This is a genomic window from Microbulbifer maximicatervae (SeqCode), from assembly GCF_052467325.1.
The window spans coordinates 4,992,582-5,007,983 of the sequence record NZ_CP174310.1 but is presented as its reverse complement, the minus strand read 5'-3'; the positions used below and the strand labels follow the sequence as shown (position 1 = coordinate 5,007,983).

Annotated in this window: 18 protein-coding genes; 13 read left to right on the top strand and 5 right to left on the bottom strand. The window is 51.3% G+C overall.

The features are described from left to right. Window positions 1-180 precede the first annotated feature (180 nt). Entirely contained in the window at window positions 181-1,323 is a 1,143-nt protein-coding gene (locus ACJJIE_RS22270) for a S1C family serine protease (RefSeq protein ID WP_282933892.1), read from the top strand. 21 nt (window positions 1,324-1,344) lie between these two features. Beyond that, window positions 1,345-1,773: a nuclear transport factor 2 family protein gene (locus ACJJIE_RS22265; protein WP_444893018.1), complete on the top strand. Its 429-nt coding sequence runs from the start codon at window positions 1,345-1,347 to the stop codon at window positions 1,771-1,773. A 43-nt stretch (window positions 1,774-1,816) separates the two neighbouring features. On the opposite strand, the gene hisD is transcribed toward ACJJIE_RS22265, so the two are convergent. The 5 genes from hisD to ACJJIE_RS22240 all read right to left on the bottom strand — a co-directional run bounded on the left by hisD (window position 1,817) and on the right by ACJJIE_RS22240 (window position 6,114). Beyond that, complete coding sequence (gene hisD, locus ACJJIE_RS22260) at window positions 1,817-3,127, bottom strand: histidinol dehydrogenase (protein WP_444893017.1); 1,311 nt, start codon at window positions 3,125-3,127, stop codon at window positions 1,817-1,819. Between the two features lie 14 nt (window positions 3,128-3,141). Beyond that, the gene (gene hisG, locus ACJJIE_RS22255; protein ID WP_444893016.1) at window positions 3,142-3,780 is read right to left on the bottom strand and encodes an ATP phosphoribosyltransferase; all 639 of its coding nucleotides are present in this window, start codon (window positions 3,778-3,780) and stop codon (window positions 3,142-3,144) included. Window positions 3,781-3,830: 50 nt separating this feature from the next. After that, window positions 3,831-5,093, bottom strand: coding sequence for a UDP-N-acetylglucosamine 1-carboxyvinyltransferase (gene murA, locus ACJJIE_RS22250; protein ID WP_444893015.1), 1,263 nt, complete (start codon window positions 5,091-5,093; stop codon window positions 3,831-3,833). Between the two features lie 46 nt (window positions 5,094-5,139). Continuing rightward, on the bottom strand, window positions 5,140-5,373 hold the full coding sequence (locus ACJJIE_RS22245) for a BolA family protein (protein ID WP_282933897.1): 234 nt from the start codon (window positions 5,371-5,373) through the stop codon (window positions 5,140-5,142). Between the two features lie 87 nt (window positions 5,374-5,460). After that, complete coding sequence (locus ACJJIE_RS22240; protein ID WP_282933898.1) at window positions 5,461-6,114, bottom strand: MlaC/ttg2D family ABC transporter substrate-binding protein; 654 nt, start codon at window positions 6,112-6,114, stop codon at window positions 5,461-5,463. 409 nt (window positions 6,115-6,523) lie between these two features. Here ACJJIE_RS22240 and ACJJIE_RS22235 point away from each other — a divergent pair, with 409 nt between their 5' ends. The 11 genes from ACJJIE_RS22235 (at window position 6,524) to mgtE (ending at window position 15,361) form a co-directional block, all read left to right on the top strand. Next, window positions 6,524-7,495, top strand: a complete 972-nt coding sequence (locus ACJJIE_RS22235) for a KpsF/GutQ family sugar-phosphate isomerase (RefSeq protein ID WP_282933899.1) — start codon at window positions 6,524-6,526, stop codon at window positions 7,493-7,495. Window positions 7,496-7,555: 60 nt separating this feature from the next. After that, window positions 7,556-8,101: a KdsC family phosphatase gene (locus tag ACJJIE_RS22230; protein WP_444894794.1), complete on the top strand. Its 546-nt coding sequence runs from the start codon at window positions 7,556-7,558 to the stop codon at window positions 8,099-8,101. After that, window positions 8,098-8,667 (top strand): LPS export ABC transporter periplasmic protein LptC, encoded by a 570-nt coding sequence (lptC, locus tag ACJJIE_RS22225; RefSeq protein ID WP_282933901.1) that lies wholly within the window; start codon window positions 8,098-8,100, stop codon window positions 8,665-8,667. Before ACJJIE_RS22230 ends, lptC begins: the two co-directional genes overlap by 4 nt. Continuing rightward, window positions 8,654-9,223 (top strand): lipopolysaccharide transport periplasmic protein LptA, encoded by a 570-nt coding sequence (gene lptA, locus ACJJIE_RS22220; protein ID WP_444893014.1) that lies wholly within the window; start codon window positions 8,654-8,656, stop codon window positions 9,221-9,223. The genes lptC and lptA overlap by 14 nt, the downstream gene beginning before the upstream one ends. A gap of 92 nt (window positions 9,224-9,315) precedes the next feature. Beyond that, window positions 9,316-10,041, top strand: a complete 726-nt coding sequence (gene lptB, locus ACJJIE_RS22215) for an LPS export ABC transporter ATP-binding protein (protein WP_282933903.1) — start codon at window positions 9,316-9,318, stop codon at window positions 10,039-10,041. 194 nt (window positions 10,042-10,235) lie between these two features. Further along, window positions 10,236-11,699: an RNA polymerase factor sigma-54 gene (locus ACJJIE_RS22210; protein ID WP_444893013.1), complete on the top strand. Its 1,464-nt coding sequence runs from the start codon at window positions 10,236-10,238 to the stop codon at window positions 11,697-11,699. Between the two features lie 197 nt (window positions 11,700-11,896). Beyond that, window positions 11,897-12,187, top strand: coding sequence for a ribosome hibernation-promoting factor, HPF/YfiA family (hpf, locus tag ACJJIE_RS22205; RefSeq protein ID WP_108734230.1), 291 nt, complete (start codon window positions 11,897-11,899; stop codon window positions 12,185-12,187). Between the two features lie 3 nt (window positions 12,188-12,190). Continuing rightward, window positions 12,191-12,652, top strand: a complete 462-nt coding sequence (gene ptsN / locus ACJJIE_RS22200; RefSeq protein WP_108734231.1) for a PTS IIA-like nitrogen regulatory protein PtsN — start codon at window positions 12,191-12,193, stop codon at window positions 12,650-12,652. Between the two features lie 92 nt (window positions 12,653-12,744). After that, on the top strand, window positions 12,745-13,605 hold the full coding sequence (gene rapZ, locus ACJJIE_RS22195; protein WP_282933906.1) for an RNase adapter RapZ: 861 nt from the start codon (window positions 12,745-12,747) through the stop codon (window positions 13,603-13,605). 19 nt (window positions 13,606-13,624) lie between these two features. Then, window positions 13,625-13,894: an HPr family phosphocarrier protein gene (locus ACJJIE_RS22190; RefSeq protein ID WP_282933907.1), complete on the top strand. Its 270-nt coding sequence runs from the start codon at window positions 13,625-13,627 to the stop codon at window positions 13,892-13,894. A gap of 99 nt (window positions 13,895-13,993) precedes the next feature. Next, window positions 13,994-15,361 carry a magnesium transporter gene (gene mgtE / locus ACJJIE_RS22185; RefSeq protein ID WP_444893012.1) on the top strand — a complete coding sequence of 456 codons (1,368 nt, stop codon included), beginning with the start codon at window positions 13,994-13,996 and terminating at the stop codon, window positions 15,359-15,361. Window positions 15,362-15,402 lie beyond the last annotated feature (41 nt).

Below are 15,402 nucleotides of genomic sequence, written 5' to 3'. Positions count from 1 at the left end.
AGAGGCCATAAACAATAAATACTCTTCCAACCAAAACAGAACACAGAGTATTTATGATCCAAGACAATCCGGTGCTGGAACAAGCATACTCAGGAGAAGCAACAATTTCCTCTAACCAACGCTATGTGCAGCGATTCCACTTGGAGACGTGTGTATAATCAGCGCAAAGAGGAGTCACGAGTGTCCCAGAACCGATTTCTACAAGATTGGGCCCTACCCACCTTGGTAGGCCTAGCCATGGCTGCCCTACTCTTGGTTATATTCCCGCAACTACGTGGTGTCACGCCCAAAGCCGATGGAAACGATATCCAAGGCCCGGTTTCCTATGCCCATGCCGTCAATGTAGCAGGCCCCGCTGTAGTCAACATCTACACGCGAATGGCTATGCCCCAGCGCCAACACCCTTTGTTTAACGATCCCCTATTTAGACGTCTATTTGACAATATGGATGTTCCGCAAAGGCAGAGGATGCAATCCAACCTTGGGTCAGGCGTCATTGCCAGCGATAACGGTTACATTTTGACCAATCATCATGTAGTCGATCAGGCTGACGCCATCGTTATCCTTTTGGCTGACGGGCGGGAAGCACAGGCAAGGCTGGTAGGCAGCGATACGGATTTTGACCTGGCCGTTCTCAAAATTGATCTCGACGGCCTAACCTCCATCTCAGTTGGTGAGCCAGATAGAGCCCAGGTCGGCGATGTAGTCCTGGCAATTGGTAATCCTTTCGGCGTTGGGCAAACTGTGACCCAGGGCATTATCAGCGCAAAAGGTCGCCACCTTGAGAATTCAGGTACCGGAAGCTATTTGCAAAACTTTTTGCAAACAGATGCTGCCGTCAATCCAGGAAACTCAGGGGGTGCCCTCGTTGACTCTCGCGGCCGCCTGCTTGGCATCAATACCTCAATCCTCAATCAGTCCGGCTATTCCGGCGGTATCAGTTTTGCCATTCCCGCCAACATTGCCTTCAAGGTAATGCAGGATATTATTGCTTATGGCCGCGTCGTACCCGGCTGGCTGGGCATTGAAGCTCGCGGCATCAGCCCGCAAATGGCCAAAGAGTTCAATTTAAACTCGACCGGCGGCGTAATGGTGACAGCCATCTACAATGAAGGCCCGGCGCACATTGCAGGGCTTCAGCCCGGAGATGTCATTACACATATTGACGGCTTACCCATCGGAGATGGCAAGCAAGGGGAGGCTACCATGGCCACTCTGCGCCCCGGCGACACCATATCAATAACATTTATTCGTGATGGAGTGTCCCACACGGTTGATGCCACTGTTTCGGAAGAGCCCCAGACAAAGACGACAATAGAATAATTTCTAAAGAAGGAGCCCTCTATGCGCTCACTGGTTTTAGCTCTGTTTTTTACCATAACCACAACCCCAGCGGCCGCTGGGGATCGAGAAGATTTGCATCAACTGCTGATCGACTTTATCGGCAGGGCCGCCACTGACTCCCTGGCCCATCAACGTTTCTGGGCCGAGGACCTGGTGTATACCAGCTCCGGAGGAAAACGCTTTGGAAAAAGCGAGATTATGCAGGGAATGCAAACATCTCCCAGCGAGTCTGTAACTACGAGCTATACCGCCGAGGAGATCGACATTCGATTGCTGGGGGATACCGCTATCATTGCATTCAAGCTATCTGCAAATGACAGCAGCAAAGATGAACAAAGCTACTACTTTAATACCGGCACATTTATTAAGCGGGAAGGTGAGTGGCGCGCTCTAGCCTGGCAAGCTACCCGTATTCCCACTACAGAATAAGGTTTTACACCCCCGCAGAATCAGCTCTGCCGGGGTGCTCCCCTCACAAGCCCTTTACCCTATAAGCCGCAGAGCGGGCATGAGCATCCAACCCCTCCCCGAGAGCAAGGGTGCGCGCCACACGCCCCAAGGCATCAGCACCTTTTTCCGAGCAGTAAATAACCGAGCTTCGCTTCTGGAAATCGTATACCCCCAGAGGCGAAGAAAATCGAGCAGTACCACTGGTAGGAAGGACGTGATTGGGGCCGGCACAGTAATCCCCCAAGGCCTCTGCGGTATAGCGCCCAAGGAAAATAGCTCCAGCATTATGAATTTCTGCAAGGTAAGCTTCCGGACTCTCTACTGACACCTCTAAATGCTCCGGCGCAATCCGATTAGAGATTTCTATCGCCTGCTGTACGGACTCCACCTGGATCAGCGCCCCGCGATCAACAAGGGAACGTGCGGCAATTTCTGCCCGGGGCAGCTCTGACAAAAGCCTCTGAAGCGAGTTCTCAACTCGATCCAAATATTCGGCGTCTGGACACAACAAAATAGATTGCGCCTGCTCATCGTGCTCCGCCTGCGAAAGCAGATCCATTGCAATCCAATCGGGCTCGGTTTGCCCATCGCAGATCACCAGGATTTCAGATGGACCCGCAATCATGTCGATGGCGACATGGCCAAAAACTGCCCGCTTGGCACTGGCAACAAAGATATTACCCGGGCCAACTATTTTATCCACAGCTGGGACAGACTCAGTGCCATAAGCGAGCGCGGCTACTGCCTGGGCACCACCAATCGTAAACACCCGGTCCACTCCGGCAATTGCCGCTGCCGCCAACACCAGGTCGTTTAGCTCTCCCTTCGGAGCAGGCACTACCATATTAACGGCCTGCACACCTGCCACCTTTGCTGGAAATGCATTCATAAGCACGGAAGAAGGGTAGCTCGCCTTACCTCCGGGAACATAAATACCAACACTTTGCATTGGGGTAATCTGCTGCCCCAACACAGTCCCATCAGCCTCTGTATAGCGCCAGGACTCCTGTCGCTGATGCTCGTGATAGCGCCTAACTCTATCAGCAGCGACTTCCAGGGCCTCGCGCTCTTCGACAGCAATACGATCCAGAGCTGCATTAAGCTCAGTGGCTGGAAGGGCGAATTCTTCTGCAGCTGCGAGATCTCGATGATCGAAGCGGTTAGTAAATTCAATAACAGCCTTATCACCCTGAGAGCGAACCCGCTGCAATATTTCTGCAACGATACTTTCGACCTCATGATTTGCCACCGACTCCCAAGCGAGCAACTGCTTCAATTGTTCATCAAAATCTATATCGACCGTATTTAGCCGACGAATTATTTTGTTCGTCATAACGCTTCAGGAATCTACTTGGTTTGTGCGACAGCCGCTGCCAGTTTCTCAATCAGACTATTAATAGATGCATATTTCATCTTCAGAGCGGCCTTATTGACGATAAGCCGGCTACTAATTTGCGCAATGGTCTCGCGAGCTTCAAGGCCATTGGCCTTTAGCGTATTGCCGCTATCCACAATATCCACGATCTCATCGGCCAGGTTCATTAGCGGTGCGAGCTCCATAGCCCCATACAGCTTAATAATGTCGACCTGACGCCCGATCGAGGCGTAATGCCTCTTGGCGCTTTGCACAAACTTGGTAGCGACCTTGATTCGGCCACTGGGCAGCTGTCGACCTTTAACACCGGCTGTCATCAGGCGACAGCGAGCAATACCCAAATCTAGAGGCTCATAAATGCCATCAGAACCGTGCTCAAGCAATGTATCCTTACCAGCCACACCGATATCAGCAGCGCCGTGCTGCACATAAGTAGGCACATCCACGCCCCGCAAGAGAAGAAGATGAACCCCTTCGCAATTCGTTGGGAATATCAACTTCCGACTCTTAGTCAGATCCTCAATAGGCTCCAATCCCGCCGCCTTAAGAAGCGGCAGAGTCTCCTGAAGAATCCGCCCTTTAGTCAGTGCGATTGTAATTTGTGCAGTCATTTCGATTTACGCCAGTCCGTCTTTGGCTCTTGGGGTTAACTTTGCAGCAATCAGCCGGGAATACGCCGAATATTCGCGCCGAGCTGTCGAAGCTTCTCTTCAATACACTCATAGCCGCGGTCAATATGGTAAATACGATCCACCATAGTAGTGCCCTCTGCCACCATGCCGGCAATAACCAGGCTCGCTGATGCGCGTAGATCAGAGGCCATTACCGGAGCGCCTTTAAGTTTCTCTACCCCGGTAACAATTGCCGTATTGCCCTCCAGGGTGATATCCGCTCCCATTCGATTGAGCTCATGGACCTGGATTAAGCGGTTTTCAAAGATGGTCTCAACCACAGTCCCCTTCCCTTCGGCTACAGCATTCATTGCTGTGAACTGGGACTGCATATCTGTAGGGAAAGCTGGGTAAGGCGCTGTGCGGAAGCTCACCGCTTTAGGGCGATTGCCTTTCATATCCAGTTCAATCCAGTTGTCACCGCAACTGATATGGGCGCCAGCTTCTTCAAACTTGAGCATCACCGCATCGAGGATATCAGCACGGGTATTAAGCAGGCGCACCTTACCTCTCGCCGCAGCAGCGGCTGCCAGGAAGGTTCCGGTTTCAATACGGTCCGGCATAACGGTGAACTTACAGGGGGTGAGTTTAGGCACACCGTGAACACGCAGGGTGTCGGTCCCAACCCCTTCTATCTGGGCACCCATCGCAATAAGGAATTCAGCCAAATCAACGATTTCAGGCTCACGCGCAGCGTTGTGGAGAGTTGTTGTACCCTCTGCGAGCACTGCTGCCATCAATAAGTTTTCAGTGCCACCAACCGTCACTTTTTCCATGACGATATTGGCACCTTTGAGACGGCCATTAGAGCGAGCCCGGATAAAACCACCATCGATAGTGATCTCGGCACCCATGGCCTCCAGGCCTTTGAGGTGAATATCGACCGGTCGACTGCCAATTGCACAGCCACCAGGGAAGGAGACATTTGCCACACCGTGCCTGGCCAATAGAGGCCCCAGAACCAGGATTGAGGCCCGCATGGTTTTAACCAGCTCGTAGGGAGCCGTCAGGTCATTGACTGAGCGGGGATCGATTTCAACGCCCAACTTTTCATCAATAGTGACATCACACCCCATACACCGGAGCAAGGTGATCATGGTGGTAATATCATTGAGGTGCGGCAAATTATCGATTTGCACGGGCCCATCAGCCAATAACGCAGCAGCCAATATCGGCAAGGCTGAATTTTTAGCACCAGAAATCCTCAGAGTCCCGGAGATCGGGCTACCGCCCTCTATTATCAACTTATCCATTCAATCTCTTAATCTAGATCGCCAACACCTCAGCGGCAATGGCAGGTTAACGACTGGCTTCTTCTGGAGTCAGAGTCTGCATTTGCACGGCATGCAAGGTACCATCGGCGATTTTTTCGCCAAGTGCGGCATAGACAAGCTGTTGTTTTTTTAAACGACTCAAACCTTCAAAGGCACTGCTCACCACAGTCACCATCAGATGACTACCTTCGAAAGCCACTTCAACAGTGCTATCGGGAATTTGCCCTTCAATTAGGGTCTTGATTTCGTCTGGTTGCATAGGAGGGAATTGCGATTAGTTAAAAACAGCACGCAAGTGTACTTGAATCAGGCGGAGTGCGCAGCTGCGCACCCCAAAGTTCGCGGATCAGCTCACTTTATTGGCTGCATCATCTGCCGCCGACCAATTGGAAATCACCTTATCGATATCTCCATAAGTCTGCATTGACTGGGAGAACTGACTGCGGAAAGTCTTGCCCAGGTTGACCCCGTTCAGAATTACGTTGATCAATTTCCACTGGCCCGCCCGATTGCGCACCAAGGTATAAGATACCTTTGTGATTCCTTCTTTACTGCGGACTTCCTGAAGGACATTGACACGATTACCCTGCGGAGTGGTGCCAGGGTTAACCACTTTTACGTCCAAATCCCCAAAATTTGCAACGCCACGAGCAAATGTTGCAACCAGGTCACGACGAAAAGCCTGCGTAAAACGAGAACGCTGCTCGGCGGTCGCTTGCTTCGCATAGCGCCCCATTACACCCCGAGCGATAAAATCAAAATCTACAACCGGTGTCAGCACGCCCTCGACAGCACCGTAATATCTTTGCGGATCTGAATTCGCATACTGGGCATTAGATCGAATCACCCCCAGTAACTCATCAGAAACCCCCTCAATCATTACATATGGATTTTGAGCAGCATTAGCTACAGGCACTACTGCAGACGCAAAAACAACACAAAGCGCAAACCTAATCCATCGCGACAAACCGTACCGGCCAATCCAAAATGATGCGTTCACAAATTATCTCCAGTTAGCAAATCATTCCTTGGACGCACATGGCACAATTTAGTGCCATAGCAATACCACATATCAACTTTCCCGCAGCCCAACTGAGAATGTGTCGATCATCCATTGAGTGACATAGCTGACAGCGGAGACGGCAAACTATACCATGGCCGCACCTGGTAATGTGGCGATGTACAAGCGTGTCATTTGACACAACCGAACAACACACTGGCTTTTTCCTCAGCCAGCAGACCGCTAATATAGATTAGCACGACAGCAAAATGTCGAGCCCTCTTCGAGTGCTGGGCCCTAAAGACAAAAATTATCCACGCTGTCACACAGGTAAATAGCGAAGCTGTCGCATAATAGGCAGTTTTACGGCACTGGTTAAAAAGCACTAGCAAGCGATACGAGGCAGTTGATGACACAGAATTTAATTTTGGAGGCCGGACGCCGCACCGTCCGTATGGAAACCGAAGCGGTGGCAGCACTGGAAAACAGAATTAATGGGGAGTTTCAGCGAGCCTGTGACATGATCATGCAGTGTCGCGGCCGCACAATCGTTACCGGAATGGGGAAGTCAGGGCATATTGGCCGCAAGATCGCCGCAACCCTTGCCAGTACTGGCACTCCTAGCTTCTTTGTTCACCCCGGCGAAGCGAGCCACGGCGACCTCGGCATGATCACCCGAGACGATGTTGTTATTGCCATATCCAATTCTGGCTCCTCCGGTGAAGTCCTCACCCTACTCCCCCTACTAAAACGCCTGGGTATTCCACTAATAAGCATGGCAGGTAAAACTGACTCCCCTCTCGCTCAAGCTGCGGAAGTCAATCTGGATATATCGGTAGCCACAGAGGCCTGCCCCCTCAATCTGGCTCCCACCTCATCCACAACCGTCACTCTCGTGATGGGAGACGCCCTTGCTGTCGCCCTTCTCGAGGCTAGAGGTTTTACCGCAGAAGACTTCGCATTCTCTCACCCAGGCGGCGCCCTAGGGCGAAGGCTTCTATTAAAGGTTGAGGATGTAATGCATGCGGGCGACGAGCTTCCCCAGGTAACTCCAGAGACTCTACTATCAAAAGCCCTACTGGAGATGACCAGCAAAGGGTTCGGCATGACGACTATTGTAAATAACAATGGTGAATTACTGGGTGTATTCACTGACGGTGATTTGCGCAGGGTAATAGACCAAAAAATCGAACTCGACAAAGCAGTTATGGAGGAGGTGATGAGTCGCCGTCCTAAAACGGTTTCTGCTGACACTCTTGCTGCAGAGTCGCTGAGGATTATGGAGGACTATAAAATCACCGCATTAGTTGTGGAAGATGAAGCGCATCACCCAGTTGGCGTACTCCATATGCACGATATTCTGCGCGCCGGTGTTATCTGAGATAATACCGGATATTTAATATGCAGGTTTTGCCCTCACAAACAAAGGCGAAGAGAGATTATTCCGGTGATATCCGAACAAAAAATAAATGATTCCCTTAAAAATATCCGCTGGCTTGTTCTGGATGTGGACGGAGTCCTGACAGACGGAAAGCTTTATTTTGACAACAGCGGCAATGAACTCAAAACCTTTAACACCCTGGATGGGCACGGCATTAAGATGCTGCAAAACTCCGGGGTTCGCGTAGCCATTATTACTGGCCGGCGTAGTAACGTTGTAGAACGCCGCGCCCACGACCTAGGTATCAATAAGTTAATTCAAGGTCGGGAAGACAAGTTTGCCGCCCTACAAGAGTTACTATCTGAGGAGTCTTGCCGCCTGGAGGATATCGCCTATGTCGGTGATGATTATCCCGACCTTCTAGTAATGACCAAGATTGGGTGCCCCATCGCACCACCCAATGCGGCCCCACCTGTACGGGAACGCGCGCTGTGGGTCACCGAAACACGTGGTGGCGAAGGCGCTGTACGCGAAGTCTGTGACCGCATTATGATTGCTCAGGGGACTTTTGACGCGGCGCTCGCCCCCTATATCGGAGAAAAATGATGCGTTCCTGGCTGCCTCTCGTACTGGTCATTCTGCTTATCAGTGCCGGACTCTGGTTTTCCGAGAGTCCGCCAGAACAATTGCTGGGTAAAAGGCCCACACCGCAGCAGCAAAATCGAGCTCCAGAACTTGTTATCATGGGGGCTGAAACTCGAAATTTTGACCAGGCAGGCAATTTAGCTTATCGCGTGGATGCAGAACAAATTACCTACTTTCAGTTTAAGCGCAGGGATCGCGCCAACCTAAAAGAACCGCGTATGCTGTTCTATACGGACGACCAACCCAAGTGGGCAACTCGATCCGAACGAGGTGTGGCCTTCAACCGGGGAAAACGAATCGTACTCACAGGCGATGTTCAAATTGATGAACTCCCCACCCCTAATGGCATCCAACTAGTCACACCACGAATCACAATCTTCCCAGACAGGGAATTCGCCGAGACCGACAAAGTTGTTACTATTAGCTCCGGCCCCAACCGCACTGAAGGAACGGGGATGCGCGCTTACCTGAAAGAAAACCGGATGGAAATCCTGTCCGATGTAAAGAGCAGCTATGACACCCAATAACCGCTATTCCTCTATCTTTAAGGCCCTCACAGCTATTACGCTAGCAGCTATTACTACCGTAACGCAGGCTTTACCCGACGACAGAACCCAGAGAATATCTGTGGGCTCGGAATCTATGTCAGCTGACCGCGCCAACAACCTCGTGGTTTATAGTGACAATGTAGTCATCACACAGGGCTCCCTTCAAATCAGGGCAGATCGAGTGGAGGTCTACTTTACAGCCAGCGATGAAATTAGCCGGGTCATTGCTGTTGGCCGCCCGGCACACTTCCAACAAAAGATATTGGAGAGCGAGGAACCTGTAAAAGCCCACGCTGAACGCATAGAGTATGTCATCAGCTCTGAAGAGCTACAGCTTACCGGGCAGGCTTATATCGATCGCGATGGCAACACCCTGACTGCCGAGAAAATTGACTACGACCTCGCAACCGAACAAATGAGCGCTCGCAGTCAACCGGGCAAAGGGAGAGTTGAGATGATCTGGAAGCCTGAGAGTACCGGAGCCGGCGAACCCGCAGAAACCGAAGCCGAAACAGGTACCACCACAGATCAGTAATCCACCCAAATTTCAATGCCTGTAAACCAGCGCTATTTACAATGATGTAATCCGCTGCCTCTCTCGGCTGCGGCTAGATTTCAGGACTCATTATGCCAACGCTACAAGCGTTACACCTCGCCAAACAATATAAGAAAAGAAAAGTTGTTCAAGATGTCTCTGTCAGTGTCTCAAGTGGGCAGGTCGTCGGTTTGCTAGGTCCCAATGGAGCTGGAAAAACCACCTGTTTCTACATGATCGCAGGGCTGGTGCAGGCTGATGCCGGGCAAGTCCTGATCGACGACGAAGATATTACCCGCCTGTCAATGCACGGGCGTGCCCGCAAAGGGATCGGTTATCTTCCCCAAGAGGCCTCTGTTTTCCGCCGACTGTCAGTACGCGACAACATTCTCGCAATCCTAGAAACTCGCAAGGGACTCAGTCGCGCGGAGCGAGAAAAACAGGCGCAGGAGCTGCTTGAAGAGTTTAACATTACCCACATTGAAAACAGTCTCGGAATGGCTCTATCCGGTGGGGAAAGACGCCGAGTAGAGATTGCCCGCGCCCTCGCTACAAACCCGAGCTTTGTCCTACTCGACGAACCCTTTGCCGGTGTCGACCCCATCTCAGTAAATGATATTAAATACATAATTCGCCATTTGCGTGACAGGGATATCGGCGTTCTGATCACAGACCACAATGTAAGGGAAACCCTGGATATCTGCGAAACCGCCTATATCGTCAGCGAGGGCCATATCATTGCCTCAGGCACACCAAATGACGTCCTTGCCAATCAGCAAGTGCGGGAAGTCTATTTGGGACACGAGTTCACCATTTAATGGCGAATGATGACAAACATAATCAAATAAGCGAAATATCGAGAGCCACATCATATTTTATTTTTGGACTGACCATTCAATTGCCGGTAGTCGGCACGCTTATTGCTTGTAATAGTTTGGGGGCCGGGGTAGTCTGCGCCATCTCGGGTTAACTTTGACGAACCCATTGTCGCACCGGCCTGCAGCCCTAAACTATGAAGCAGTCTCTCCAGCTCAAGCTCGGCACACAGCTAACAATGACTCCCCAGTTGCAGCAGGCAATACGCCTCCTGCAACTTTCTACATTGGATTTACAGCAGGAAGTTCAAGCGGCCCTCGATAGCAATCCAATGTTAGAGGTTGAGAGCGAGGACCTGACTCCTGCAACAGCGATTACCGAAAAAAACGCCCAGCAAGAGCCCCCAACCACCTCGGAGGAAGGCTTAAACAGCACCTCCAGTGAAGAGAAAGAGCTTGGCGATACCGACTGGAGCCAGGACATTCCAACAGAGCTGCCGGTTGATTCTCATTGGGATGACATTTACAGCAGCTATAGCGGCCCAGCAGAGGGGGAAGACTCCAATTTTGAGCGCAACAGCTCAACTGATACGCTGCAGGACCACCTACGCTGGCAATTAAACCTAACTGCTCTGTCTAGCCACGACAAGTGGATCGGCGAGCACCTCATTGATGCGATCGATCCGAACGGACTACTCAACACTGACGTTGATGATGTTGCCACCTCCCTACAAGTCGACGAGGATGAGGTAGCGGCCGTACTTAAAGCTGTGCAACAGTTTGAACCTGCCGGCTGTGGGGCCAGAAGCCTCCAAGAGTGTTTATTGCTTCAGTTAAAACAGCTACCAGGAGAAACCCCGTGGCTGAAAGAGGCACAGGCCATCATTGAGCGCCACCTGGAATTGCTTGGGAAAAGAGACTTCAGGCAGCTCAGCAGGCGCACACGCCTCAACGAATCTCAATTAGGTGAGGTGATCCGCCTTATCCAGACTTTAACCCCTAATCCCGGTGAGGAATTTAATGGCGAGCAACCTGCTTACGTCATTCCTGACATTATTGTGTCGCGCAAAGAACACCGCTGGCTGGTTGAACTGAACCCGGAAATCACCCCCAAAATCCGCATCAATGGGCAATATGCATCCCTGGTAAAACGAGCGGATAACTCACGGGACAACAGCTTTTTACGGGATCACCTCCAAGAGGCCCGATGGTTCCTTAAAAGCTTACAGAGCCGCCACGACACCCTACTAAAAGTTGCCACCTCAATTGTGGATAAGCAGCAGGGCTTTTTTGAAGAGGGGCCGGAGGCGATGAGACCGATGGTTCTGGCTGATATTGCCGAAACCATTGGCATGCATGAATCCACCATCTCTCGAGTAACTACTCAGAAATACATGTTGACCCCACGTGGAGTATTCGAACTCAAATATTTCTTCTCCAGTCACGTCAGCACAGATTCTGGAGAGGACGCCTCGTCCACAGCCATTCGAGCTCTGATTCGCAAGCTAATTGATTCAGAGGCGCCACGAAAACCGCTCTCTGACAATAAAATCACCCAGGAATTGGATAAGCAAGGCATCAAGGTTGCGCGACGAACAGTAGCGAAATACCGCGAATCCATGGGTATCCCCTCCTCAAGTGAGAGAAAAAGGCTGGTTTAGACTCTCCTATAAAATTCAACCAGCAATTTTGACCGCAACACTATATATAGTCATGCACTAATGACGCCTTCCGCCGCCCACCTGCGACCAAAATCCAAAATTTGAGTGTATCCTTCCATTCTGGCCCACTTCCTAGTAGGGTTGCGACCCGATAGGGGGTGAGCGCGGACTTGTGATGCACTTTTAAGGAGAAATCCATGCAGATCAATATTAGTGGCCACCATGTCGACGTAACCTCACCTATGCGCAGCTACTGCGAAAGCAAAATGGAGAAGCTGTCCAGGCACTACGACAATATCACCAACGCGCAAGTTATTTTGTCCGTCGAAAAGCTGATCCAAAAAGCTGAAGCGACAGTACATATCAATGGTCACGACCTCTGTGCAGGGTCTGAGGACAGAGATATGTACGCGGCAATTGATGCGCTCACTGATAAGCTGGACCGCCAACTGAAAAAACACAAAGAGAAGTTGCAGAACCATCGCTGAACTATGACACTGGAAGCATTACTCTCTCCCCGCCTCAGCCTTTGCCACTTGGCGGGGAGCAGCAAAAAAAAGTTACTGCTCAATATTGCCCAGGCGATTGCCGAACAATATCCCCAACACGACTCCGACACAGTTTTTAACCAGCTGATCGCCCGTGAGCGCCTGGGCTCCACTGGTATTGGTGATGGTGTCGCAATCCCCCATTGCAGATTGCCCGGATGCGATAGTCCCATCGGAGTTCTCTGTACCACACAGCCCGCCATTGATTTTGACTCTGTCGATCGCCAGCCAGTCGACTTGTTATTTACTCTCCTGGTTCCCGAAGATGCGGAGCAGGAACATCTGGATACACTGGCAGAAATTGCCGCCTTGTTTTCCGATAGCCTGGTAAGAGATAAGCTAAGGCAAGCACAGAGTAGTGATGAACTCTACGCCCTCGCTATTGATAGTACTGCAGCCGCTTGAGGGCAGTTCGGTTAGCAGCTGACATTGACTCCAGTGTTTAAGTGGTACAACAAGCGGAATAATAAAGACTTGACCAAAGAAAAGGGCTCCCCATGCGCTTGGTGATAATTAGTGGCCGCTCCGGTTCCGGTAAAAGTTCTGCCCTGCAGTTATTGGAGGATGTTGGCTTCAACTGCATCGACAACCTCCCCACCAGCCTTCTCCCCGAGCTGGTTAAGCGAGTCAGGGCACAACCGCCGAAAGAGAATACCCCTTTGGCCTTAGGTGTCGATGCCCGCAACCTTTGGCAAGACATCAGGCAGGCTCCCGGCGTAATCGAATCTTTGCGCGAGGCGGGAGTGCAATGCGATGTTATTTATCTCGATGCGCGAGAGCCAGTATTGGTACAGCGATTCAGCGAGACCCGACGAAAGCACCCCCTCAGCAATGACTGCACCCACCTACTAGAAGCCCTCAACCAGGAAAAAGAGCTGCTCACCCCCATCTCCACCATCGCGGATATGGTTATTGATACCAGCACCTTGAGTTTGCACCAGCTGCGTGAACTGATTAAAAATCGTGTTGTTGGTGAACAATCAAACAGCATGGCGATTCTTTTCCAGTCCTTTGGGTTCAAACATGGGGTGCCAGTGGATGCAGACTTGATTTTTGACCTACGCTGCCTGCCCAATCCCTATTGGGAACCTGCTCTAAGAGAAAAAACCGGTAAGGATATCGAAGTCGCTGAATTCTTGCGCTCTCACCCAGAGACCGCAAAGATGGAGGCTGACATCACCAACTTTCTGGAAAACTGGCTGCCCTCGTACCAGAAAAGTAATCGCAGCTACACCTGTGTCTCTATCGGCTGCACTGGGGGCCGACATCGATCAGTTTATATGGTTGAACAGCTGGTAAAGAAATTTTCCAAAGAGTTTGATAACGTCCAGATACGCCACAGGGAGCAACAAAAATAGATTTTTGTCGAGCAGCGCAATGCAGAAACACCAACTGACCATCATCAATAAACTCGGCTTGCACGCCCGCGCTGCAAGCAAGTTCGCGCAGACCTCCTCCAGGTTCTGCTCCAATATTAAAGTGCATTGCCAGGGTAAAGCCGTAGATGGAAAAAGCGTGATGGCCCTGATGTTACTAGCTGCAGGCAAAGGCACGGAGCTGGAATTGGAAATAGAGGGGACAGATGAAAATGCTGCCCTGGAAGCTATCAGCACACTGATCTCCGATCGATTCGGCGAAGCTGAATAGAGGCCGGTATACTATTGCCAGGAAAATCTCACTCTAAACATTAAATCGCTAAGCTTTTACATCGCCTCCCAAATCCACCATTAGCAGTAAGGACTTGTTGTGCCCAGCTCTCCCCAAGCCGAAATCAAATTCCGCGCACAGAATCAGCTGGGTGAGCTGTATGCCGCGCTGGATAGCGGTACGGGACAAGAAGTCCGGCGCATGCTCAAGACCCTAACTCCCCAGAGTGTTGCGCAATTGCTGGAGAGCTCTCCACCGCGTATCCGCCAGGTACTTTGGAATTTGGTGGATAGGGAAATAGAGGGTGAGGTCCTGCAGGAACTCACCGACGATGTGCGCAGCCAGATCCTCGCCACTATGGATACCGAGGAGATGGTGGAGGTGATGGAAGGCCTGGATGCCGACGACATCGCCGATATACTTCAGCAGCTGCCGGAGCGAGTTGTTGCCGAAGTGCTCTCATCGATGACGGAAACCGACCGTCTCCGGGTTGAAAGTGTTCTCGCCTATGATGAGAACACGGCCGGCGGTTTAATGGATACGGATACTATCTCTGTCCGCCCCAACCTGACTCTCGATGTGGTACTTCGCTACCTTAGGCGCCATGAACAACTACCGGAATCTACCGACAGCCTTTTTGTGATTAACAGGAGGGGCCAATATATCGGTCTCTTGCCACTATCCAAACTTCTCACCACAGACCCATCGGTGACAGTTCGCGAAGTGGTCAATACCGATGTGGAACCAATACCCGCAGATATGCCCGACACAGAAGTCGCGCGCTTGTTTGAGAAATATGACTGGATTACCGCACCAGTAGTCGATGAGGATAACCGCCTGCTGGGGCGAATCACCATTGACGATGTAGTGGATGTTATCCGAGAGGATGCAGATCACTCCCTGATGAGCCTTGCCGGCCTCGATGAGGAGGAAGACACCTTTGCCCCAGTAGGACGCACTGCGCGGCGCCGGGCCGTTTGGTTGGGTATTAATCTGCTCACAGCTCTGCTTGCCTCCTGGGTGATCAGTTTGTTCCAAAATACCCTGGACAAGGTGGTAGCCCTAGCAGTCCTAATGCCCATCGTCGCCAGCATGGGAGGCGTGGCCGGTAGCCAAACGCTGACAGTGGTCATTCGCGGTATGGCCTTAGGCCAGATAGGACACAGTAATTTAAGCTGGCTACTTTCCCGTGAGCTGGGTTCGGCGGCACTCAATGCTCTTTTGTGGGCGCTTGTGATGGGCTTGATAACCGCCATGTGGTTTGGCGATATATGGATTGCGGTAATTATCCTTGCCGCCATGATAATCAACCTATTAACCGCCGCACTCGCCGGAGCAATATTACCAGTAGCATTGCGTGCCATGAATATAGACCCGGCACTGGCCGGCGGGGTAGCGCTTACTACAGTCACCGATGTAGTAGGCTTTATGTCTTTTCTGGGCTTGGCCACTTGGTACTTTAGCTAAATCACCTCTGGACCAAGCCCCCTTATTTACCGAAAGCGAAT